The organism is Sphaerisporangium sp. NPDC004334 (assembly GCF_053602655.1).
Genome location: NZ_JBSGDZ010000001.1, coordinates 1 through 23,888 on the forward strand (window position 1 = coordinate 1; position 23,888 = coordinate 23,888).

18 protein-coding genes are annotated in these 23,888 nt (G+C 71.4%); 16 read left to right on the top strand and 2 right to left on the bottom strand.

Features of this window, described 5'->3' with window-relative positions; genetic code table 11:
• Window positions 1–862 precede the first annotated feature (862 nt).
• Entirely contained in the window at window positions 863–1,741 is an 879-nt protein-coding gene (locus tag ACWEN6_RS00005; protein WP_452568182.1) for a helix-turn-helix domain-containing protein, read from the bottom strand.
• A gap of 102 nt (window positions 1,742–1,843) precedes the next feature.
• On the opposite strand from ACWEN6_RS00005, the gene ACWEN6_RS00010 reads away from it, so the two are divergent.
• The gene (locus tag ACWEN6_RS00010) at window positions 1,844–2,542 is read left to right on the top strand and encodes an SDR family NAD(P)-dependent oxidoreductase (protein ID WP_452568183.1); all 699 of its coding nucleotides are present in this window, start codon (window positions 1,844–1,846) and stop codon (window positions 2,540–2,542) included.
• Between the two features lie 606 nt (window positions 2,543–3,148).
• Here ACWEN6_RS00010 and ACWEN6_RS00015 read toward each other — a convergent pair.
• A complete protein-coding gene (locus tag ACWEN6_RS00015; RefSeq protein ID WP_452568184.1) occupies window positions 3,149–3,733 on the bottom strand; it encodes a cysteine hydrolase family protein in 585 nt (194 codons plus the stop codon).
• A 193-nt stretch (window positions 3,734–3,926) separates the two neighbouring features.
• Between ACWEN6_RS00015 and ACWEN6_RS00020 the strand changes: the two genes are divergently transcribed.
• The 15 genes from ACWEN6_RS00020 to obgE all read left to right on the top strand — a co-directional run bounded on the left by ACWEN6_RS00020 (window position 3,927) and on the right by obgE (window position 23,791).
• Entirely contained in the window at window positions 3,927–5,249 is a 1,323-nt protein-coding gene (locus ACWEN6_RS00020) for a bifunctional folylpolyglutamate synthase/dihydrofolate synthase (protein ID WP_452568185.1), read from the top strand.
• A gap of 28 nt (window positions 5,250–5,277) precedes the next feature.
• A complete protein-coding gene (locus ACWEN6_RS00025; RefSeq protein ID WP_354853673.1) occupies window positions 5,278–5,613 on the top strand; it encodes a DUF4233 domain-containing protein in 336 nt (111 codons plus the stop codon).
• A 17-nt stretch (window positions 5,614–5,630) separates the two neighbouring features.
• Window positions 5,631–8,090, top strand: a complete 2,460-nt coding sequence (locus ACWEN6_RS00030; protein WP_452568186.1) for a hypothetical protein — start codon at window positions 5,631–5,633, stop codon at window positions 8,088–8,090.
• Between the two features lie 394 nt (window positions 8,091–8,484).
• Window positions 8,485–8,895: a nucleoside-diphosphate kinase gene (ndk, locus tag ACWEN6_RS00035; protein ID WP_354853678.1), complete on the top strand. Its 411-nt coding sequence runs from the start codon at window positions 8,485–8,487 to the stop codon at window positions 8,893–8,895.
• Window positions 8,896–9,164: 269 nt separating this feature from the next.
• Entirely contained in the window at window positions 9,165–10,196 is a 1,032-nt protein-coding gene (locus ACWEN6_RS00040; protein ID WP_354853681.1) for a rod shape-determining protein, read from the top strand.
• Window positions 10,197–10,230: 34 nt separating this feature from the next.
• Entirely contained in the window at window positions 10,231–11,583 is a 1,353-nt protein-coding gene (locus ACWEN6_RS00045) for a rod shape-determining protein MreC (RefSeq protein ID WP_452568187.1), read from the top strand.
• Between the two features lie 111 nt (window positions 11,584–11,694).
• Window positions 11,695–12,222 (top strand): rod shape-determining protein MreD, encoded by a 528-nt coding sequence (mreD, locus tag ACWEN6_RS00050; protein WP_452568511.1) that lies wholly within the window; start codon window positions 11,695–11,697, stop codon window positions 12,220–12,222.
• Entirely contained in the window at window positions 12,219–14,267 is a 2,049-nt protein-coding gene (mrdA, locus tag ACWEN6_RS00055; protein WP_452568188.1) for a penicillin-binding protein 2, read from the top strand. The genes mreD and mrdA overlap by 4 nt, the downstream gene beginning before the upstream one ends.
• Entirely contained in the window at window positions 14,264–15,427 is a 1,164-nt protein-coding gene (gene rodA / locus ACWEN6_RS00060) for a rod shape-determining protein RodA (protein ID WP_354853689.1), read from the top strand. Before mrdA ends, rodA begins: the two co-directional genes overlap by 4 nt.
• A 93-nt stretch (window positions 15,428–15,520) precedes the next feature.
• Window positions 15,521–17,443: a TIGR03960 family B12-binding radical SAM protein gene (locus ACWEN6_RS00065; protein ID WP_452568189.1), complete on the top strand. Its 1,923-nt coding sequence runs from the start codon at window positions 15,521–15,523 to the stop codon at window positions 17,441–17,443.
• A gap of 152 nt (window positions 17,444–17,595) precedes the next feature.
• Window positions 17,596–18,369, top strand: a complete 774-nt coding sequence (locus ACWEN6_RS00070; RefSeq protein WP_452568190.1) for a TIGR03936 family radical SAM-associated protein — start codon at window positions 17,596–17,598, stop codon at window positions 18,367–18,369.
• 103 nt (window positions 18,370–18,472) lie between these two features.
• A complete protein-coding gene (locus ACWEN6_RS00075; protein WP_452568191.1) occupies window positions 18,473–21,445 on the top strand; it encodes an Rne/Rng family ribonuclease in 2,973 nt (990 codons plus the stop codon).
• Window positions 21,446–21,633: 188 nt separating this feature from the next.
• Complete coding sequence (rplU, locus tag ACWEN6_RS00080; protein ID WP_354853706.1) at window positions 21,634–21,948, top strand: 50S ribosomal protein L21; 315 nt, start codon at window positions 21,634–21,636, stop codon at window positions 21,946–21,948.
• A gap of 12 nt (window positions 21,949–21,960) precedes the next feature.
• Window positions 21,961–22,218: a 50S ribosomal protein L27 gene (gene rpmA / locus ACWEN6_RS00085; RefSeq protein WP_184979518.1), complete on the top strand. Its 258-nt coding sequence runs from the start codon at window positions 21,961–21,963 to the stop codon at window positions 22,216–22,218.
• 184 nt (window positions 22,219–22,402) lie between these two features.
• Window positions 22,403–23,791, top strand: coding sequence for a GTPase ObgE (obgE, locus tag ACWEN6_RS00090; protein WP_452568192.1), 1,389 nt, complete (start codon window positions 22,403–22,405; stop codon window positions 23,789–23,791).
• The last annotated feature ends 97 nt before the right edge of the window (window positions 23,792–23,888 follow it).

A 23,888-nucleotide genomic window follows, 5' to 3' on the forward strand; every position in this document is an offset into this window, starting at 1 on the left:
TGTAGTGCAAGGTAGGCCATCCACGGTGTGGATGGCCTACCTGCATTTCAGGGGTGATTCCGCCACCGACCCCCGGCCGGCTGTTACGGACACCTGGCGCCCGCCTCGGCAGCCCCATCCCCCAGGCCGCCCAAGACCCAGGACCAGGAGAACGGGCCCATCCGTTCCGGCCCGGGGGCACGCGAATGGGCCCGCCCGGCATACGGGTGGGTGGTCTGAGGGGTGCTGCCCACCCCGGTCGTCGGTCCGTCAGATGCGGCGGTAGTGGAGGCGGGATGGTGGTCGGTGGAGTCGACACCGTCTTGGGTCACGTCCTGCGACGTCACACTGGACACGCGCTCACGCCGGCACACCCATCCCCAGGCCCCACCTGAAGCGTGACTAGAGGAACCGGCCTGGCCGTGCCGTCAAGCGAAGGATTGGATAGGCCCGCCGGAGAAGTCGCATGGGGCCCGCCCGGCATGCGTGTGGGTGGTCTGAGCGTTGCTGCCTACCCCGGTCGTCAGTCCGCCACACGGAGCGGTAGTGGGGGTGGGACGGCGGGAGGATGGTCGTCGGTACGGGCGCCGTCTTACGGCGCCGCGGGCAGACCTGCCGGGCCGGCCGATTTGCATGCCGGGCGTGGGCATCCAATTCTCCGGTGTCGGCTCAGCCCAATCGGATGGCGTGCTATTCCTGTTGTCACCTTGGGGCGCCCGGCTTGGTCAATGGGTGGCCCCATTCGTTATTACGGTGGCGGCGGTCTGGTCAGCTGTGGCTGTCTTATTTCCTGGTACTGATGCGAGCATGTCACGGGCGCACGTCTAACGAGTCCGCAGGTGATCCTCTTCCGCGGCATTGCTGGGGTGGTCCAGCCGGGGTGTTACGGCGTGGAGAACGGGCCGGGTACTGGAGGTACGGAGCCGTGGGTGGGGACTCCGTTGGTGACGCGCAGGAACTCCAGCTTCTCCGCGTCGGCGGAACCTGCGGCGACCGTGTAGACGACGAGCCGGACGTCGCAGCCGGGGACGGTGAGCACGTCGCAGTCGCACGTCACTTCGCCGACCTGGGGGTGCACGATGGTCTTGCGGGCCGAGACGTGGAGGCCGACCGCGCCCTCGTCCCACAGCCGGGCGAACTCCGTACTGCTGGAGCGCATTTCCGTGACAAAGTCGATCAGTCCATGGTCATGGGGATGGGCGACGAGAGCCGTGCGCAGATCTGCCAGGAGGGCGCGCTTCAGGTCGTCACCGTCGTGGAGCACGGGCCAGGCCGCGAGTCCTCGCGGCCCTGTGGCGAAGACTGACCGCACCAGGTTCCGCTCTATCTGCGTCCGTGCGCTGGGGTCACCCAGCAGCACCGCCCATGCCGGAGTCCAGGACAGCAAGGTCCAGTCGGCGCTGAACACGCCGACGGGGAACTCCCCGAGGCGGGCCAGCATCCGCTGGATCCCCGCCGGGACGTGCGTGGAGATCGTTCCCTCCCGGGGCGGGAGGAGGCCGGCCAGCTTGTAGGCGTGGTCGCGCTCTATGGGTTGCAACTGCAGCGCCCTGGCCAGGCTCGCAACGACCTGCGCCGAAGGGTTGGTGGCGCGCCCCTGCTCAAGCCGCACCACATAGTCGACCGACAGCCCCGCGAGCTCGGCCAGTTCCTCGCGTCGCAACCCTGCAGCACGTCGCCCGCGCCGTGCGGTGCGCCCGACGTCGATGGGAGAGAGCCGGTCGCGCCAGCGGCGCAACGCCGTCCCCAGGGTTTCGTCCATGCGGCCATCCTGCCCGCTTGATTGTCGTCGTGCCTGGTACTGGCCGTCCCACCGTCGTGGAGGGCACTGGTTGCCCTCTCGTCGCCGCACGAGAGTGAAGGCATGACCACGACCTTCATCACAGGAGCCAACAGATCCCTCGGGTACGAGACCGCCCGCCGGCTGATCGAGGCGGGCCACACCGTCCTGGTCGGAGCCCGTGACCGAGAGCGCGGCCAGGCGGCCGCCGACGCACTCGGCGGTGCCCGTTTCGTCCAGATCGACGTTACCGACGACGCGTCGGTGGCCGCGGCCGCCGCCGACATCGAAGCCCACGAGGGGTTCATCGACGTTCTGATCAACAACGCGGGCATCCACGGAACGAGCAAACCCGCCGACCAGATCACGGCCGCTGACGCCGCCGAGGTGTTCGAGGTCAACGTCCTGGGGATCGTCCGGGTGACGCATGCGTTCCTGCCACTACTTCGCAGGTCCGCGAACCCCGTCGTCGTCAACGTGTCGAGTGGCATGGGGTCGTTCGCCGTGACCCACGACGCAGAGCGCGTCGAGTCGCAGGTCGTCACGCCGCTTTACACGTCGTCGAAGGCCGCCGTGACCATGCTGACGACGCAGTACGCGAAGGCCTGGCCGGAGGTGAAGGTCAACGCGGCCGACCCCGGCTATACCGCGACCGACTTCAACGGTCACAGCGGCCCGCAGACAGTGGCCGAGGGGACCGACGCGATCGTCGAACTCGCCACCATCGGGACGGACGGACCGACCGGGACCTTCCGCGACCGTCAGGGCGCGATGGCCTGGTGATCCACCTCTGAGCTCGGCGCCTACCCGGCGATGGACGAGGATCGGCTGGTGGACCTGCCCGCCCGAGGAGACGGACCGTGTCTGGCCGCAGGGGGCCACCTCACAAGCGGGGTTAACCGGCAGACAGCGTGACGTGGCAAGAGACAGAGTGACGTGGCGAGAGACAGGGCGACGTGGCGAGAGACAGGGCGACCTGGTGAGCGGCAGGGGACCTAGGGATTTGGTGAGCACAGGGCGACCGGCAAGAGGATCAGTGGTCTGGTCGCCCTCGGCGGGCTCACCGTGCGCTCCGGATGGCGGCTGCGCCCGATCACCCTGCCTTCAGGGTGACGGCAAATGGCTCCGCGCGAGCTCAGCTTGGGACGGCGCCGGGTGGGGCCGTGCGGCTCACCCTGCGCACAGGGTGGCGTTAGATGGCTCACCCCCGCGTTCAAGGTGGCGTCGTGCGAGCTCAGCTTGGGACGGGGCTGGCGGCGGGTGGGGCCGCGCGGCTCACCCTGCGCACAGGGTGGCGTCGGATGGCTCATGCCTCGCTCAAGGCGCACGAGCTCAGCCTGAGATGGCGGCGGGTGGGGCCGTGCGGCTCATCTTGGGGTGGAGATCCGCTCAGTTTGCGTCGGTTGTGTCGGTTGCGTCGGGTGTCGTGAAGGTCACGTCGGCCGTGTCGACGGTGCCCGCTCGGCGGCCCGGGGCGCGGTGCCCCTGCCAGTAGAGATTGGTGTGCGCGATCACCTTGTCCGGGGTTGGCGCGCCGTACTCGCTGAGGTCTTCGGTGGTGTGCGCGTCGCCGACGAGCGTCACGTCGTATCCGCGGACGAAGGCCCCGTGGATGGTGGAGCGGATGCACTCGTCGGTCTGGGCGCCGGTCACGACGAGACGGCCCACGCCGAGTTCGGCGAGCCGGGACGCGAGGTCGGTGTCCTCGAAGGAGTCGCCGTAGTGCTTGTGGACGAGAGGCTCGGACTCGGCGCGGACGAGCTCCGGCACGTACTGCCAGTTCTCGCTGCCCTGCTTGATGTTGTCGTCGGAGTGCTGCACCCACACCACGGGCACGCGCTCGGCGCGAGCCTTGCCGACCAGGGCGTTGATGTTGGCGATCACGCCGTCGCGGTTGTGGGCGCCGGCCACCACCCCGTTCTGGACGTCGATGACGAGCAGCGCGGTGTTCGGCCGATCGGGCAGGGTAGTCATGGGAGCCTCTTGTCTGATCTTGGGTCCTGTGTCTCCCTCACAGTAGGACGGCCCACCGACAGTCCGGCGGGCACGCATGACAGGTGCGCGAGCGTTCGTCCATGACGGCGTGAGGACGTGGGGGCCGGTAGGGCGGGGCCGGGTGGGGTGGTGGGTTGTCCGGAGGGCCGGAGGCGGTCAGTAGGCTTCTGGTGTGGAATACCAGGCGGTCGAAAAGGCGATCTTGCAGCGGGGTGTGGAGTGGGACATCGATCCCACCCTTGATCGGATCAACATCCTGATGGACATGCTGGGCCAGCCCCAGCGGGCCTATCCGGTCGTGCACATCACCGGCACCAACGGCAAGTCGAGCACGGCCCGCATGATCGACACCCTGCTGCGTGAGCGCAACCTCAGGGTCGGCCGGTTCACCAGCCCTCACCTGGTCTCCATGCGCGAGCGCATCACCATCGACGGCGAGCCGCTCAGCGAAGAACGCTTCACCGAGGTCTACGAGGACGTCCTGCCCTACCTTCAGCTCGTCGACCAGCAGCAGGGACGGCTGTCGTTCTTCGAGACGCTCACGGCCATGGCGTACGCGGCCTTCGCGGACGCGCCGGTCGACGTGGCCGTCATCGAGGTGGGCATGGGCGGCACCTGGGACTCCACCAGCGTGGCGCAGGGCACCGTCGCCGTCATCACTCCCATCTCCCTTGATCATGTCGAGTACCTCGGGCCGGACATCGAGGCCATCGCCCGGGAGAAGGCGGGCATCATCAAGCCCGGCGCGACCGCCGTGCTGTCACAGCAGCCGCTGGCGGCGGCCGAGGTGCTGGTGCGCCGGGCCGCCGAGATCGGGGCGACGGTCGCCCGCGAGGGGCTGGAGTTCGGGGTCGTGCACCGCGAGGTGGCGATGGGCGGTCAGATGCTCCGTCTGCAGGGGCTTAAAGGCGTGTACGAGGAGGTCTTCCTGCCGCTGTACGGCGAGCACCAGGCCGGGAACGCCGTCTGTGCCCTCGCGGCGGTCGAGGCGCTGACCGGCGGCGACGACCCGCTCGACGGCGACCTGGTGCGGAGGGCGTTCGCCGCGGTCACCTCGCCCGGGCGCCTGGAGGTCGTACGGCGCGGACCGACGGTGATCGTGGACGCGGCGCACAACCCGGGTGCCATGGAGTCGGTCGTCGAGGCCATGGAGGAGTCGTTCGGCTTCTCCCGCCTGATCGCCGTGGTCGCGGTGATGGCCGACAAGGACGTGGCGGGTGTGCTGGAGCTGCTCGAACCCATCACCGAGGAGATCGTCGTCACCCGCAACTCCTCGACGCGGTCCATGGATCCCGAGGAGCTGGCGGCGCTGGCGGAGGACATCTACGGCGGCGAGCGCGTCCACCAGGCGGCGAGGCTCGACGACGCCATCGACATCGCCATCGGCCTGGCGGAGGAGACCGGCGAGTTCGCCGGCGCGGGGGTGCTCATCACCGGTTCCGTGGTCACCGTGGGAGATGCCCGCCTGCTGCTGAAGGCCGGCGCCGAGCAGTGAGCCGCGGAGTCGTGGGAGGGACGAGGGCGTGAGCATCACCGTCACGCCGGGCATGCGACGGCTGTGCGCCAGTGTGCTCGGCATGGAGGCCATCGTGCTCGGGCTGATCACACCTGTCGCCATCATGGTCAACGGTGTGACCCCGGCCGTCGCCGTGACCGTCGGCCTAGGGCTGGCGGTGGCGTGCGTCGTGGTGACGGGCCTGCTCAAACGGCCTTTCGCCTACGTCGCCGGGAGCGTGCTGCAGCTGCTCGCCATCGCCACGGGGTTCCTGGTGCCGATCATGTTCTTCCTCGGCGTGATCTTCGCGGCACTTTGGGTGACGGCAATCTTCGTCGCTCGTCGTGTCGAGGGAGTGACTTAGCGCTAAAGTCGGCCAGTATGGCCGTACCCCCCATCCAGGCCGCTGGCCTCGCGACAGTTGGCCGGGTCAATCGTCTGCCGCTGGCGCTCGACGTCCTCGTCGGGCTCCTGATCGCGGTCGCGCTTCCGCTGGCGATCGTCGCCGTGCCCAACACCATCTCCGTGGTCTCCTCGCTGCTCCCGCCCGGCCTCGCCGGGGTGTGGATCCTCAGGGCCCACGGTCTCGCCCTTCCCGTCATGCTCTGCGCGGTGCCGCTCGCCGGTTCGGCGCTGAGACGGGTCAACGCGGCGACCATGCTCCTCGTGGGCTTCGCCTGCCTCGCGGTGGCCGACGTGGCCGGCGGTTTCGCCGACTCCACCTTCGCCGTCGGGGCGCTGCGCGTCCTGCACGGCATCGGCGCGGGCATCCTGCTCCCGGCGACGTTCGCGGCGAGCAGCGAGCGCCGGGGGGCGTCTCGCGACGTGCTGATGCCGCTGTGGGTCGGCATGCTGGCCGTCAGCCTGCTGGCCGCTCAGGCGCTCGCGCTCTGGCCGCTCGACGCGGTGACGTCGTGGCGGGTGACCCTTCAGCCGTATCCGCTGCTGACCGGGGTGGCGCTCGCCTTGGCGGCCGTCCATTCGGTGCTCTGGCGCGCGACGGGCGACACCGCCCCGTCCGCGCGGCCCTCTGCTCGTGGAAGGGCGGACGGGGGCGCTGAGCGGGACCGCGGCGACAGCGGCGGCCTGCGTTCCCGCCCGGGCAAGCGCCGCGGCGGGGTCCATCCCGAGGTGGCCCGCGGGGTGGACGCGGCGGACGGCACGGGCGCCGTTGGTGGCGACATCGCCGTGCCCGTCGCCGACCCGGCCGATCTCGCTTCGGAGGGCCGGGCGCGTTCGGGGCCGAGAGGTCGGACGCGTCTCGGTCCAGAGGGTCGTGTCGCTCCGGAGAGCCGGGCGCGTCTCGATTTGGAGGGCCGTGTCGGTCCCGAGGGCCGGGCGCGTTCGGGGGCGGGCGGCCGGGCGCATCTCGGGCCGGCCGCGGGGCTGTCGGCGGGCATCGCGGTGCTGGCCTTCGGCACGACCTTCGACTGGCCGTCCGGGCTCATCCTGGTCGCCGCGACCATCGCGGTGGTGATGCTGCTGGCGGTGGCCGGCCTCAGCCGGGTGGAAGGCCCCGGCGGCCGTCTGGTCGCCTTCGTGATGGTCGCCGTCGGCCTGGTCGTGCTGCCCACTGCCGCGCAGGTGACGTACGTGGAGTTGGGTGGGCTGGGCGGCCCGGGGCTTTCAGGGCTGTGGGCGGGCTTCGGGCTCGCCGCCGTGGTGACGCTCGTGGCCGCGTCGCTGGCCGGGCGGGCCGGGCTCGGGGCGGTGCCGAAGCTCGTCGGAGGCGGCCTGGTCGCCATGGTGGTCGGGCTGTGCGCCGTGCGGCTGTTCGTCCCGTCCGCCTCGGGCATGCCGCTGGTCGTGCCCTTCTCGCTGCTGTCGGCGGGCGCGGCCGTGGCCGTCACCTCGGCGATCCGGGCCGCCGGGCACCGCGCGTCGCTTTTCGGCCTGTCGCTCTGCTTCCCGGCCGTCCTGTGCGGCTTCCTGCTCGGTACGGGCATCCAGGTCGGCCGGCTGCGCGCGGTCAGCACGTCGGGGAAGGTCACCTCGGAGGCCATGGTCGATGGGTTCGTCGGGGCGCTGCACATCTGGGCGCTGGTGGCGGGGTTCACCGTCGTGATCGTTCTGGTCCTGGGCGCGGCACTCGCCCGCCCGCGTTCCCCGGGCTCCGGCGGGGCGCTTGAGGCGCGTTCCCCGGAGTCCGGCCGAGGGGGTGAGGCGCGTTCTCCGCAGTCCGGCCGAGCGAGTGAGACGCGTTCTCCGGAGTCCGGTCGGGGGGTTGGGACGCGTCCCCCTGATTCCGGGGGGACCGTCGGTGTGCCGCCGTCGCCGCGCAGATCCGCCTCGAAGGCGTCCGACGTCAAAGTGGCGCCACGTCGGCAGTCCCGCACGGCGCCCTTCCCGGCGGCCGACTCCCCCTCGACGGATGTCCCCTCAGGGGGCCCGGATGCCCCCTCACGAGGCTCGGATGTCCCCTCACGAGGCTCTGATGCCGCCTCGCGGGGCCGCCCGGATGCCGATTCACGGGGCCCGGATGTCCCCTCGGCGGGTGTCTCGGTTCCACCGCCGGGGCGAGCGCCTTCGGCAACGGGTTCCACCGTTCCGCGGCCAGGGTGGTCGCCTTCGGCGGCGGGTTCTTCCGCTCCGCCCGTGACTCCACCGGGCGACCCGGCGACCGGGGCCGGCCGGGGCGCGGCCGACGCCGCGGCGGGTCCGCCGCACGCCGAGGCGGATGCCGGGTCTGAGGGGCCGACAGGTGGTGACACCGCGGTGCTTCCGGTCGTTCCGCCGCCGGGCTCGGGCGGTGACACCGCAGAACTACCGGCCGTCCCACCGCCGGTCTCCTGTCCGGAGGAGACCCCGAGGCCGAACGGTCCTGACGGCCACGCCCGCTGAGGTCGGTTCATCTCCCCATTCGCCCGCTGACATCACCCTCCCACTGACCTCACCCTCCTCGCGCTGACCTCACCCTCCTCGCGCTGACCTCACCCTCCTCGCGCTGACCTCACCCTCCTCGCGCTGACCTCACCCCCCCTCGCGCTGACCTCACCCCCCCTCGCGCTGACCTCACCGCCCTCGTGCCGAGCTCACCCTCGCGCTGAGGTCGCTCACCTACCACTGTTGCGCTGAGGTCGACTCGCATCTCCGCCCTCGTGGCGTTCCGGCCTCCAGGAGGAGGCGGTGGGGAAGGACGGCGAGGGGGGCGTCGGCCGGTAAGCTGCGCACACGCTTCCCCTAATTCGCCGGCGGCCATGCGCGCCGGCCGGTGAACACAACAAAGGAGATACCTGTGTCCGAGCGCACGCTTGTCCTGATCAAGCCCGACGGCGTCCGCCGTGGCCTCATCGGTGACGTGATCGCCCGCGTGGAGCGCAAGGGCCTCAAGGTCGTGGCCATGGACCTCCGCACGCTCGACGTCGAGACGGCCAAGGCCCACTACGCCGAGCACTCCGAGAAGCCGTTCTTCGGGGAGCTCGTCGACTTCATCACCTCCGGCCCGCTGGTGGCGCTGGTCCTGGAGGGCCCGCGCGCCGTCGAGGCGTTCCGCGCCCTGGCCGGTGCCACCGACCCGGTGAAGTCGGCCCCGGGCACCATCCGCGGCGACCACGCCCTGGAGATCGGCGAGAACATCGTCCACGGGTCCGACTCGCCCGAGTCGGCCGCCCGCGAGGTCAAGATCTTCTTCCCGGACCGCTTCTGAGGTCCGGCCCCGCGTCGTCGAGAACGGCCGCTCTCCAGAGGCCCGGTCTCGACGCGGGGGTGATCCCCAAGGGCCCCGGCGCGGCGCGCCGGGGCCCTTTCGCGTCTCGTGGGAGTGTCAGCGCAGGTCGCGGCAATGACGCCCGGTAAAGGACGCCAATTTTTCTCGGCTCGCACGGCTCGTTGCCCTCACAGGTGGGTACGTCACGTTACGATTCGAATGCGAATCGTAATCTCTCGCGAACGACCTGAAGGAAGGTTTCCTTCCCCATGGGCAGCAAGCTGGCATTCCTCGGCCGTGACATGGCCGTCGACCTGGGCACCGCCAACACGTTGGTCTACGTGCGCGGGCGCGGCATCGTGCTCAACGAGCCGTCGGTGGTCGCGATCAACACGACCACCGGCAAGATCGTGGCTGTGGGCATCGAGGCCAAGAGAATGATTGGCCGGACGCCCGGCAACATCGTGGCGATACGCCCGCTGAAGGACGGCGTCATCGCCGACTTCGACGTCACCGAGCGTATGCTGCGCTATTTCATCCAGCGGGTGCACAAACGCAGCCATTTCGCCAAACCGCGCATTATCGTGGCTGTGCCCAGCGGCATCACCGGCGTCGAGCAGCGCGCGGTGAAAGAGGCCGGTTACCAGGCGGGGGCGCGGCGCGTCTACATCATCGAAGAGCCGATGGCGGCCGCCATCGGGGCCCGGCTGCCCGTTCACGAGCCCACCGGGAACATGGTGGTCGACATCGGCGGCGGCACCACCGAGGTGGCGATCATCTCGATGGGCGGCATCGTGACCAGCCAGTCCATCCGCGTCGGGGGTGACGAGCTCGACCAGGCGATCATGTCGTTCGCCAAGAAGGAGTACTCCCTGATGCTCGGGGAGCGCACCGCCGAGGAGATCAAGATCGCCATCGGCTCGGCGTGCCCGACCGGCGACGACTGCCACGCCGAGATCCGGGGGCGCGACCTGGTCACCGGGCTGCCCAAGACGATCGTGGTGTCGGCCGACGAGATCCGCAAGGCCACCGAGGAACCCCTCAAGATCATCGTGGACGCGGTCAAGTCGACCCTGGACAAGTGCCCTCCGGAGCTCTCGGGCGACCTGATGGACCGCGGTGTCGCGCTCACCGGCGGCGGCGCCCTGCTCAAGGGGATGGACGACCGCCTGCGGGACGAGACCGGCATGCCCATCCACCTCGTGGAGAACGCCCTGGACTCCGTCGCGCTCGGCTCGGGCAAGTGCGTCGAGGAATTCGAGGTCCTGCAGCAAGTGCTGGTGCCGGAGCCGAGACACTGACCGACACCGAGACATTGATGGAGCCGAGACTCTGATGAGGGATACCCGCCGCGCGCGGTTGATCCTCGGCCTGCTGCTGGCGGCGGCGCTCGTCCTGATCACCATCGACCACCGGCAGCGCGAGGACTCCTTGTTCGAGCCCGTCCGCTCGGTGGCGGCGTCGATGTTCGGCGTCGCCGAGGAGGCCGGCACGGGCGTCGTGCGGCCCGTCGGCGAGTTCATCGACACCTTCTCCTCCGCTCCGGAGTACAAGCGGCGCCTGGCGGCGTTGCGCGCCGAGAACGCCCGGCTGAGGCGCGAGGTGACCGCCAACAACCTCGACCGCCGCCGGTCGGCCGAGCTGTCCGGCATGCTCGGCCTGTCCGGGCTCGGCGGCTACCGCGTGGTCGCCGCCCAGGTCATCGCCAGGCGGGGCGTGCCGGGGTTCGAGGACGCCGTCGAGATCGACGCGGGCCGGGGTGACGGCGTGCGCACCGAGATGACCGTGCTGAACGGCGACGGCCTGGTCGGCCGGGTGGTGCACACCGGCCCGTCGACCTCCACGGTGGTGCTGCTCACCGACCCGGCCTCGGCGGCGGGGGCGCGGCTGGAGGGCGGCAACCAGATCGGCGTCGTGACCGGGCTCGGACCCGCGGCCGAGGGACGGCTGGTCCGATTCCGGGTGCTGGATTCCACGGCGACGCTGACCGTCGGCCGGCGCATCGTCAGCTTCGGCTCCCAGAACGGCACGCCGTACGCGCCGGGGCTGCCGGTCGGCACCATCGAACGCGTGGAGCCCACGCCCGGCGAGCTCACCCGCGTGGCCTACGCCCGGCCGTTCGTCGACTTCGGGGCCCTGGACGTGGTCGGGGTCGTGGTGCGGGCGCCGCAGCGCGACCCCCGGGACGCGATGCTGCCGCCGGCGCCCCGCAAGGCCGTGCGGGCTCCCGCGACTCCGGCCCCCGCGCAGGCGGCGCCGCCCTCCACAGCTCCGACGCTCGCGCCGGGGCCGTCGTCCTCGCCGTCGGCCCGCGCCCGGCGCGAGGAGGGCGAGCAGGACGCCGGACGCGACAGCGGCGAACAGGGCGCGAGAGGTGACAGGGGGGAACAGGGCGCGAGAGGTGACAGGGGGGAACAGGGCGCGGGGAGTGATCAGGGCGGCCAGGAGGCCGAACGCGAGAAGCTCCGCGGCCTGCCGGGAAGCCCGGCCCACGCACCGCCCCGGTCCGCCCACCGGATAGACCGGTCAGACCGGTCGGGCCGGTCCGCTCACGCGTCCGGCCACCGCGGCCCCCGGTCCCGCACACCAGGCCGGTCCGCGACGCCGGACCGGTCCGTCGCGTCCGGGCGGGCGAAGACGTCCGGACGGCCGGACGCGGCGAAACGGGCGGCGAAGGGGAATGGCTGAGCGGCCCCTGCACGTGAGGCGGGCGGGACCAAGAGGCCGAGAGAGCGTGTGTGAGCAGCCCCCGTGTGTGAGGCGGGGCCGGAGCGGCGGGCGAGAGGACATGAAGGCGTGATGCGAGGGATGGCGATGGTGCTGCTCGCCGGCCTCATCATGATCGTGCAGGTGACCGTCGTGAACCGCCTGCCGCTGCCCGGCGGCACCGGCCCCGACCTGATCCTCATGGGGGTGGTCGTGCTCGCCCTGGCCCGTGGCGCGGCGGCGGGCGCGGGCGTCGGGTTCGCCGCCGGCCTGATCGCCGATGTGCTGCCGCCGGCCGCTCACGTCATCGGCCAGTACGCGCTGGTGTTCTGCCTGGCCGGGTACCTGGTGGGCCGGGCGGCCGAGCGGGCGCCCGGCTTCGGGGCGGTCATGGTGATCATCGTGGTGATGCTCGCCCCGTTGCTGGCGGCCGGCATCGGCGGCCTGCTCGGCGATCCCCGCGTCGACTGGACGGCGCTGCTCGGCCTGTGGCCGTCGCTGGTGATGTACAACCTGGCGGTGGCCGTGGTGCTGTTCTGGGTGGTCGCCCGCGCCAACGGTGAGCGGGGCAGGCGCGAGGCCGTGCCCACGGGCGCCTACCCGGTGCGGAGGCGCGCGTGAACCGCGTCCGCGCCCGCCTTGTGGTGCTGCAACTGCTGGTGCTGACCCTGCTGGCGGTGCTGACCGTGCGGCTGTGGCAGGTGCAGGTCGTGCGCGGCCCGAAGTTCGTGGTGGCGGCCACCGAGACGCGTACCCGCGACGTCATCGTCCCGGCGGTGCGGGGCCCGATTCTGGACGCCTCCGGCCGGCCTCTGGTGCGCAACCGCACCGCGCTGGTCGTCTCGGTGGACCGCGCCGAGGTGGAGCGCATGCCCGACGGCGGCGCGGCGGTGCTCGAGCGGCTCGGCGCGGTGCTGGGCCGGCCCGTCAAGGAGCTGCGCGAGCGCATCCGCCCGTGCGGGCCGCACGTGCGGCGCCCGTGCTGGCCAGGCTCGCTGTACTCGCCCATCCCGATCGACGACAAGGTCAGCCCGCGGCAGGCGCTGCAGATCCTGGAGCGGCAGGAGGACTTCCCCGGCGTGATGGCCGAGGTGCAGGCCGTGCGCGAGTACCCCCTCGGCACGGGGGCGTCCCAGACGCTCGGCTACCTCCAGCCGGTCACCGAGGAGGAGCTGAAGAAGCGCTCGAAGCTCAAGGCGAACTTCTCCGGTGTCGACCTGGTCGGCCGCGACGGCCTGGAGTTCGTGTACGACGAGGCGCTGCGCGGGTCGCCGGGCCTGCGCCGGATGCAGGTCGACCGCATGGGCAAGGTGCTCGGGGTCGAGCGCCAGACCTCCCCGGTGCCCGGCGACATCCTGATCACCAACATGGACGCCAACGTGCAGAAGGTCGTGGACGAGGCGCTGGCGCACGCCATGAAGAACGCCCCCAAAGCCGACGGCGCCGCGGCCGTCGTCCTGGACGTCAAGACCGGCGGGGTGATCGCGATCGGCAGCGTGCCGACCTACGATCCGGCCGTCTGGGCGGGCGGCATCTCCGAGAAGGACTACCAGCACCTGCTGTCGGAGAAGGCAGGGCTGCCGCTGATCTCCCGCGCCACCCACGGGCAGTACGCGCCGGGCTCGACGTTCAAGGTGTCCTCGGTGTCGGCGATGATCAGGGACGGCTATCCGCTGAAGGGCAAGTACGACTGCCCGGGCGTCTACGACGTCGCCGGCACGGCGTTCCACAACTTCCACGGCATCGGCCTGGGCACGCTGGACCTCCACATGGCGCTGGTGAAGTCCTGCGACACCATCTTCTACAAGGCGGCCTACGAGATGTGGAAGCGGGACGGCGGCCTGACCCCGGTGAAGCATCCCAAGGAGCCGATGACCACCACCGCCAAGCTGTTCGGGTTCGGCAGGGCGACCGGCATCGACCTGCCCGGCGAGGTCCCGGGGCGCATCCCCGGCCGGGCGTGGAAGAAGGCGATGTGGGACGCCACCCACCACCTGAGCTGCCTGCGGGCCAAGAACGGTTATCCCGAGGTGGAGAAGAAGGATCCCGGCCGCGCCGCCTACCTCAAGAGGCTGGCCAACGAGAACTGCCTGGAAGGGATGCAGTGGAAGGCCGCCGAGGCCGCCAACCTGTCCATCGGCCAGGGTGACGTGCTGGTCACGCCGCTGCAGCTGGCCACCGCCTACGCCGCGCTGGTCGGCGACGGGCGGCTGCGCAGCCCGCGCATCGGCAAGGCGATCGTCCGGCCGGACGGCACCCATGTGCAGGAGATCAAGGCGCCGGTGACCGGCCGGCTGCCGGTGGACAAGGAGACCCGCGACTACATCCGCGCCGCCCTGAGCGAGGTGACCTCGGACGGCACGGCCGCCGGGGCCTTCAGCGGCTTCCCGATGAACGTGGTGAAGATCGGCGGTAAGACCGGCACGGCTGAGGTGTACGGCAAGGAGGACACCTCCTGGTTCGCCTCCTTCGCTCCGGCGAACGACCCGCGGTTCGTGGTCGTCGTCACGGTCTCGCAGGGCGGCCAGGGGGCCATGGCCGCGGCCCCGGCGGCGCGCGAGATCTGGGAGGGCATCTACGGCATCAAGGGCCAGGCCGCCCTGCCCGGGGGCAGACCCGTCGACCGGCTGCCGAAGATCACCAGGGACGGGACGGTGGTGCAGTGAGCCAGGCCCTGGTCCCGCGGAGCCGGTCGCTGGTGCGGCGGGCCATGGGGGCGCACTCGGCGGTGTGGCGGGTGGACGGCGTCCTGCTGGTGGCGGTCCTGGCGCTGTCGGTGATCGGCACGCTGCTGGTGTGGTCGTCCACGCGCACGTGGGCGGCCGGCGCGCCGACCGGCATGGTCAAGAAGCACGTTTTGAACCTGGCCATCGGCTGGGTGCTGTGCGGCATCACGGCGCTGGCCGACCAGCGGACGCTGCGCATCTACGCGCCGGCGGTCTACGGGGTGTCGCTGCTCGGGCTGCTGGCGGTGATCACGCCGCTCGGGTCGACGATCAACGGCTCCCATTCGTGGATCCTGCTGGGCGGCGGGTTCGCGGTGCAGCCGTCGGAGCTGGCCAAGCCCGCGCTGATCCTCATGCTGAGCGCGCTGCTCGCCGAGCCCGTGCCCGGCACCGACCGGCCCCGCCCGCTGGACCTCCTGCTGTGCGCCGCCGCGGCGGCCATCGCGATGGGGCTGGTCATGTTGCAGCCCGACTTCGGCACCACGATGGTGCTGGCCGTCATCACGGCGGCGGCCATGATCTTCGCCGGGCTGCGCAAGCGCTACATCGCCGGGCTGGCCGTGCTGGCGCTGGCGGGCGCGGCCGCGGTGTGGCTCTTCGGCCTGCTCAAGCCGTACCAGATCGCCCGGTTCACCGCGTTCATCAATCCGGCCAACGATCCGCGCGGCGCCGGGTACAACAGCACGCAGTCGCTGATCGCGATCGGCTCGGGGGAGCTGTTCGGCAAGGGGCTGTTCCACGGCGGCCAGACGACCGGCCGGTTCGTCCCCGAGCAGCACACCGACTTCATCTTCACCGTGGTGGGGGAGGAGTTCGGGTTCCTCGGCGCGGTCACCGTGGTCGCGCTGCTCGGCGTGGTGCTGCTGCGGGGCCTGCGCATCGCCCGCCGCTCGGAGGACCGCTTCAGCGCGATGGCGGTGGGGGGCGTGGTGTGCTGGTTCGCCTTCCAGACCTTCGTCAACGTCGGCATGACCATCGGCATCATGCCGATCACCGGGGTGCCGCTGCCGTTCGTGTCGTACGGGGGCACGGCCACGTTCGCCAACATGATCGCCCTCGGCGTGCTGCAGGCCGTGCACATCCGCGAACGCCCCTTCTGAGGCGCCCGATGACGCCCGGAGGAGGGCATGGCGCACGCCTTCGGGCGGGTGTGCTGGCGCGAGAGGAGGCGGGCAGCAACTAACCTTAATCGCATGTCTGTCGAGTCGCTGTTTCCCCGCCTGGAAGCGCTCCTGCCCAGCGTGCAGAAGCCGATCCAGTATGTCGGTGGTGAACTTAATTCGACCGTCAAGGAGTGGGACGAGGCATCTGTCCGCTGGGCGCTGATGTATCCGGACGCCTACGAGGTCGGCCTGCCCAACCAGGGTGTCCAGATCCTTTACGAGATCCTCAACGAGTTGCCCGGCACGCTGGCCGAGCGCACCTACGCGGTGTGGCCCGACCTCGAGGCGCTCATGCGCGAGCACGGCGTGCCGCAGTTCACGGTCGACGCCCACCGCCCGGTGCGGGCCTTCGACGTGCTCGGCGTGTCGTTCTCCACCGAGCTCGGCTACACCAACATGCTCACCGCGCTCGATCTGGCCGGCATCCCGTTCGCCGCGGTCGACCGCGGCGACGACGACCCGATCGTGCTGGCCGGCGGGCACGCCGCGTTCAACCCCGAGCCGATCGCCGACTTCCTGGACGCCGCGGTGCTCGGCGACGGCGAGCAGATCGCCATCGCCATCTCCGAGGTGATCCGCGAGTGGAAGGGCGAGGGCCGGCCGGGCGGCCGCGACGAGCTGCTCATGCGGCTGGCCTCGACCGGCGGGGTGTACGTCCCGAAGTTCTACGACGTCGAGTACCACCCCGACGGGCGCATCAAGCGGGTCGCGCCGAACAGGTCCGGGGTGCCGTGGCGGGTGCAGAAGCACACCGTGATGGATCTCGACGAGTGGCCGTACCCGAAGAAGCCGCTGGTCCCGCTGGCCGAGACCGTGCACGAGCGGTTCAGCGTCGAGATCTTCCGCGGCTGCACGCGCGGCTGCCGGTTCTGCCAGGCCGGCATGATCACTCGTCCGGTGCGCGAGCGATCGATCACCACGATCGGCGACATGGTCGAGGCCGGCGTCAAGGAGTCCGGCTTCAACGAGGTCGGCCTGCTCTCGCTGTCCAGCGCCGACCACTCCGAGATCGCCGAGGTCGCCAAGGGCCTGGCCGACCGCTACGAGGGCACCAACACCAGCCTGTCGCTACCCTCCACGCGCGTCGACGCCTTCAACATCGACCTGGCCAACGAGTTCTCGCGGGGCGGCCGCCGCTCGGGCCTGACGTTCGCGCCCGAGGGCGGGTCCGAGCGCATGCGCAAGGTCATCAACAAGATGGTCACCGAGGAAGACCTGATCCGCACCGTCACCACGGCCTACAGCCAGGGGTGGCGGCAGGTGAAGCTCTACTTCATGTGCGGGCTGCCCACCGAGACCGACCAGGACGTGCTCGGCATCGCCGACCTGGCCAAGAAGGTCATCAAGGCGGGGCGCGAGGCCACCGGTTCGCGTGACATCCGCTGCACGGTGTCCATCGGTGGGTTCGTGCCCAAGCCGCACACCCCGTTCCAGTGGGCCGCCCAGTGCGACCACGAGACCGTCGACAGCCGGCTCAAGCAGCTCAGGGACGCCCTGCGCTCCGACAAGGAGTACGGCAAGGCCATCGGCTACCGCTACCACGACGGCCAGCCCTCCATCGTCGAGGGCCTGCTGTCGCGGGGAGACCGCCGGGTCGGCGCGGTGATCAGGGCCGTGTGGGAGGACGGCGGCCGGTTCGACGGCTGGAGCGAGCACTTCTCCTACGCGCGCTGGATGTCCTGCGCCGAGCGGGTGCTGGCCGGCGGGCCGGTGGACGTCGACTGGTACACCACCCGCGAGCGCGAGGAGGTCGAGGTGCTCCCCTGGGATCACCTGGACGCCGGCCTCGACCGCGAGTGGCTGTGGCAGGACTGGCAGGAGGCCGTCGACGAGACCGAGGTCGAGGACTGCCGCTGGACCCCCTGTTACGACTGCGGTGTCTGTCCCACCATGGGGACCGAGATCCAGATCGGCCCGACCGGCAGGAAGCTGCTTCCGCTCTCGGTGGTGTGAGTTCGTCCGCGGCCCCGCCGGGGGCGGCCGGCCGCGCCCGATGGAAGCGAACACCGCCCGTGGCCGTTGACTAGGAGAGAAACCCGGTCATCATCTGAGAAAGGATTACTTAACTGAGAAACCCCGTTCCTGATGGGCCTCCGCCCGCGCCCGTGGTGCAACGCCTTCGCGTGCGCTACGCCAAGCGCGGCCGGCTGCGGTTCACCAGCCATCGAGACATCTCGCGCGCCATCGAACGAGCGGTGCGCCGGTCCGGCATCCCGGTCGGCTTCAGCGCGGGATTCACCCCCCATCCGAAGATCTCCTATGCGGGAGCCGCCCCCACGGGGGTGGCGAGCGAGGCCGAATACCTCGAGATCGGCGTCGTGACGCCCTGCGAGCCCGAGCGGCTGCGCGGCGACCTCGACGCGTCGCTGCCGCCGGGGCTGGACGTGCTCGACGTCGTCGAGGCGCGCGCCGGCAGCCTGGCCGACCGGCTCGAGTGCTCGGTGTGGGAGGTCCGCCTGTCCGGGGCCGACCCGCGGGCCGCGCTGGCCGCGGCCGATCTCTTCCTGGCCGCCGAGCGTGTCGAGGTCGAGCGCATGACCAAGAAGGGCCTGCGCCGCTTCGACGCCAGAGCGGCCGTCGTCACATTGACGGCCCATGATGGAACGGAACAAACGGCGGGCCGGGAGCCCAGCCCGCCATGTGCGATACTTCGTATGGTTGTACGGCACGTGACACCTGCCGTTCGACCCGACGACGTGCTCACGGGTCTGCGACTTGTGGCCGACTTCGCGCCGCCGTCACCCCCCGCGGTGACCCGGCTGGCGCAGGGGCCGCTCGACGCGCGCACCGGTGGGACCGCCGACCCGCTCGACCTGGACCGCGACGTGCGCGGCGGCGAGTCGGGACCGGCTGTGCGGCACGTCGCTGACCACAAATAGGACTTGGTGCCGGGCCCCGCGAGGCGGCCTGGCGCACAGCGAGAGACGAGAGCTCCCGCGCGGCGCGGAGACGCGCCCGGGAGCCTGACGGGAGAACGCCCGCATGCTCGACAACGAGCCCATTGTCGGGGCCTACGGCCCTGACGGGGATACAACAGCACAGCAAGAGGCGAAGCCGGTCCGCCGGCGCCGGGCGGCGAGCCGCCCGGCCGGTCCGCCGCCCGAGGAACCCGAGCGCGCTTCGGGTCGGGTGACGGCTCCGCAGCAGGCCCCCGCCGACACGGCGGCCCAGCCCGTCGGGGGGGTTCCCGCGCCGCGCGCGGAGGCCGACCCCGAGATGGCGCCTGCGGCGCGGTCCGCCGAGGAGATCGTGCCGGCCGCGAGGAGCGACGAGCAGGTCGTGCCCGCGGCGCGGGCCGAGGAAGGGGCCGAGCCGGCGCAGGCGCCGGCCAAGCGCGCCACCAGGTCGCGCCGCGTCACCGCCAAGGACCCGGACGCGCCGGCGGCCACGCGGCGCACGCGCACGACCAGGAAGGCCGCCGCGCCGGCCGAGATCGACGAGACCGCCGTGAGCGCGCAGGAGGCACCGGCCCCCGTGGCCGAGGCCCCCGCCGCGGCGCAGGAGCCCGCCGCGCCCGCCGCCCCGGAGGAGGCCGCCCCGGCCGCCCCGGCGCGCCGCAGGCGCACCAGGAAGGCCGCCGAGGCCGCCGAGGCTCCGGCGGAGCGTGCCGTCGCCGCCGAGCCGCCGGCCGCCGCGGCCGAGGCGCCGCCCGCGGTGTCCGAGCAGGTCACGCCCGAGATCATCGAGGCGCTTCCCGCCGAGGAGCCGCTGGACGACGAGCCCGCCGGTGAGGACGTCGCCGAGGAGGCCCGTCCGCAGGGCGCGGTGTTCGCCGACCCGTTCGGCCTGAGCGCCGTCTCCGAGGCGCGCATCGCTCCGGCCGTCACCTTCCAGGCCCCCGCCGCCGTGTTCCAGCCGATCTTCCAGGCGCCCGAGCCGCGCGCGGCCGTGCCGCACGTGCCCGAGCCCCGGCCCCACGCGAAGCCCGAGCCCGAGCCCGAGCCCGCCGAGGTCGAGGACGCCGCCGAGGCCGCGGAGCTCGCCGAGGCCGACTCCGACGAGGACGACGAGCAGGAGGACGACGCGGCCGGTCGCCGCCGTCGCCGCCGCAGGGGAGGTCGCGGCCGCAAGGTGCGCGAGCACGACGAGGCCGACGACTCCGAGGACGCGGGCGAGGACGGGCAGGACGCCTCCGCCGAGCAGGCGCAGCCGGCCGCCGAGGCCGCCGGTGACCAGGACGAGGACGACGAATCCGGCACCTCCCGCCGCCGCCGTCGTCGCCGCCGCAGGGGCGGGGACGAGGGCGAGGCCACCGTCGACGACCCGCCGAACACCGTGGTGCGCATCCGCGCGCCCAGGGCCGGCCGTCCGGTGTCGGTGGACGAGGTCCAGGGCTTCCGCGGCTCCACCCGCCTGGAGGCGAAGAAGCAGCGCCGCCGCGAGGGCCGCGAGCAGGGCCGCCGCCGCCCGCCGGTGATCACCGAGTCGGAGTTCCTGGCCCGCCGCGAGAGCGTCGAGCGGGTCATGGTCGTGCGCCGCCAGGGCGACCGCACCCAGATCGCGGTGCTGGAGGACGGCGTCCTCGTCGAGCACTACGTGAACCGTGAGGCCAGCCAGTCCTACGTCGGCAACGTCTACCTGGGCAAGGTGCAGAACGTCCTGCCGTCGATGGAGGCCGCCTTCATCGACGTCGGCAAGGGCCGCAACGCCGTCCTGTACGCCGGTGAGGTCAACTTCGACACCGCGGGCCTGGAGGGCCAGCCCAAGCGCATCGAGGCGGCCCTGAAGTCCGGCCAGTCGGTGCTGGTCCAGGTCACCAAGGACCCGATGGGGCACAAGGGCGCCCGCCTGACCAGCCAGATCAGCCTTCCGGGCCGCTACCTGGTCTACGTGCCCGACGGTTCGATGACCGGCATCAGCCGCAAGCTCCCCGACAAGGAGCGCAGCAGGCTCAAGGCCATTTTGAAGAAGGTCATGCCCGAGAACGCCGGCGTGATCGTGCGGACCGCCGCCGAGGGCGCCTCGGAGGACGAGCTCAGCCGCGACGTCGCCCGCCTTTCGGCGCAGTGGGAGAACATCCAGCGCAAGGCCAAGTCGGCCAGCCCGCCGGAACTGCTGTCCTCCGAGCCCGACCTGACCGTGCGCGTGGTGCGCGATGTGTTCAACGAGGACTTCTCCTCGCTGGTCGTGGCCGGCGACGAGGTGTGGGGCACGGTGGACGAGTACGTCCGCTACGTCGCGCCGCACCTGGCCGACCGCCTCACCAAGTGGGAGGACGGCGACGTCTTCGCGGCCTACCGCATCGACGAGCAGATCGCCAAGGCGATGGAGCGCAAGGTGTGGCTGCCGAGCGGCGGCTCGCTGGTCATCGACCGCACCGAGGCGATGACCGTGGTGGACGTCAACACCGGCAAGTTCACCGGCCAGGGCGGCAACCTGGAGGAGACGGTCACCAGGAACAACCTGGAGGCCGCTGAGGAGATCGTCCGCCAGCTGCGGCTGCGCGACATCGGCGGCATCATCGTCGTCGACTTCATCGACATGGTGCTCGAGAGCAACCGCGACCTGGTGCTGCGGCGCATGCTCGAGTGCCTGGCCCGCGACCGCACCAAGCACCAGGTGGCCGAGGTCACCTCGCTCGGTCTGGTGCAGATGACCCGCAAGCGGGTCGGCCAGGGCCTGCTGGAGGCCTTCTCGACGCCCTGCGACTGCTGCCACGGCCGCGGGCTGATCGTCTCCACCGAGCCGGTGGAGTCCAAGGCCATCGAGCCCAGGGCCACCCAGGGCAAGATGGCGGTGGAGAAGGCCGTCGCCGAGAAGCTCGAGAGGGCCTCCTCCGACAAGCTGGTCAAGGAGGGCGGCATCGCGGTCGCCGCGAGCGGTGAGGGCGGTCGTGATAGTGTGACCGATGCCCTTGACGGCTCCGCGGGCGAGGACGGGCAAGCGGCACAGCCTTCCGCCCGGGGGCGGCGACGCTCCCGAAAGGCGACCAGACCGGCAGGGCCGGCCGAATAGGCCGGCAACCCGGCGTACCGTCCGGTTCGACCAGGGCACCAGCAATCCGGTATCCTAGTCAATCGGTGCGTCCGGTGGCGCGCCTAGCTTCGCGCGCCTACCCGGTTCGCCGGTCGTGTGTATTCGACGGGAGCTGGATGCAGAGGCGCAGCGTTCAGCGAGCAATTAGCCAGAAGAAGGGTTCCGCGGTGTACGCGATCGTTCGTTGCGGCGGCAGGCAGCAGAAGGTCTCCGTCGGTGACGTCCTCGAGGTAGACAAGGTCGCCGGTGAGGTCGGCTCCACGGTGTCGCTGGCGCCGGTGCTCGTCGTCAACGACGGCGATGTCACCACCGACGCTGCCACGCTTGGCAAGTTCGAGGTGACCGCCGAGATTCTCGGCGAGACCAAGGGCCCCAAGATCCACATCCTCAAGTACAAGAACAAGACCGGTTACAAGAAGCGCCAGGGTCACCGTCAGCGGTACACCCAGGTGAAGGTCACCGGCATCAACCCCGGGAAGTAGTGGTAGCGAACCATGGCACACAAGAAGGGCGCATCGTCCACCCGGAACGGCCGTGACTCCAACGCCCAGCGGCTCGGGGTCAAGCGTTTCGGCGGGCAGCTCGTCAACGCCGGCGAGATCATCGTCCGCCAGCGCGGCACCCACTTCCACCCGGGCGACAACGTCGGCCGTGGCGGCGACGACACGCTGTTCGCGCTGGTCGCAGGCCACGTGCAGTTCGGCAACAAGCGCGGCCGTCGCGCCGTGAGCATCGTCCCGGCCGCGGAGTAGATCCGCCGGCAGCGAGACACGGGCCGCCGGGCCGCGCGTGAGCGCGGCGGCGGCCGAGACAGAACGTTGATGAGGCGGATCGACTTCTCGATCCGCCTCATCGTCGTGAGGGGGGCTGCATCGGCGCCCGGCGCGGCGGTGAACGGCGCGGGCCGAACGGCCGCGCCGGTGAGAAGGAGTGACGGTGGCGGAGTTCGTGGACCAGGTGGTCCTCTACATCAAGGCCGGTGACGGGGGAAACGGCTGCGCCTCGATCCACCGCGAGAAGTTCAAGCCGCTCGGCGGTCCCGACGGCGGCAACGGCGGCCGCGGGGGCGATGTGATCCTGGAGGTCGATCCCAACACCTCCACCCTGCTCGACTACCACCACCGGCCGCACCGCAAGGCCGCCAACGGCAAGCAGGGCATGGGCGCCAACCGCGACGGCGCCACCGGCGAGGACGTGGTGCTCAAGGTGCCCAACGGCACCGTCGTCAAGGACGCCAAGACCGGCGAGGCGCTGATCGACCTGGTCGGCGCCGGCACGCGGTACGTCGTGGCCCAGGGCGGGCACGGAGGGCTCGGCAACGCCGCGCTGGCCTCGGCCAGGCGCAAGGCCCCCGGGTTCGCGCTGCTCGGCGAGAACGGCGACGAGCGCGAGGTCGTCCTTGAGCTGAAGACGGTCGCCGACGTGGCGCTCGTCGGGTTCCCCAACGCGGGCAAGTCCTCGCTCATCGCGGCCCTCAGCGCCGCCCGTCCCAAGATCGCCGACTATCCGTTCACGACGCTGGTGCCCAACCTCGGCGTCGTCACGGCGGGCGAGACGGTCTTCACCGTCGCCGACGTCCCCGGGCTGATCCCCGGCGCCTCCGAGGGGCGCGGCCTCGGGCACGAGTTCCTGCGCCACGTGGAGCGCTGCTCGACGATCGTCCACGTGCTCGACTGCGCCACCCTGGAGCCCGGCCGCGACCCGCTGACCGACTTCTCGGTGATCGAGGCCGAGCTGGCGGCCTACGGTGAGCTGGACGACCGGCCGCGGCTGGCCGTGCTGAACAAGGTCGACGTGCCCGAGGCGCGCGAGCTGGCCGACATGGTGCGGCCGATGCTCGAGGGCAAGGACCTCAAGGTCTTCGAGATCTCCGCGGCCTCACACGAGGGCCTGCGCGAGCTGTCGTTCGCCATGGCCGAGATGGTGGCGGCCGCCCGGGCCGCCAAGCCGGTCGAGGAGCCGACGCGCCTGGTCATCCGGCCCAAGCAGTACGGCGACGCCGGGTTCGCCGTCAAGCGCGTCGACGCCAACACCTTCCAGGTCACCGGCGAGAAGCCCGAGCGGTGGATCCGCCAGACCGACTTCAGCAACGACGAGGCGGTCGGCTACCTGTCCGACCGGCTCGAGCGGCTCGGCATCGAGAAGGCTCTGAGCGAGGCCGGCGCCAAGGAGGGGGCGGAGGTCGTCATCGGCCCGATGGAGGGCGGCTACCTGTTCGACTGGCAGCCCACCCTCGACGCCGACGCCGCCCAGGGTCCGCGCGGGTCCGACGACCGCGTCGGGATCGCCGAGGCGGCCAGAAGCGAGCGCCGCTCGCAGGACTAGCGGCGCCGCCGCGGCGCCCTAGGGGCACGACCGGCGGCGGGCCTGGCCGGCGCCAGTGGAGCGGGCCGTGCCCGCACGAGCGAAGGGGAGCGACCGT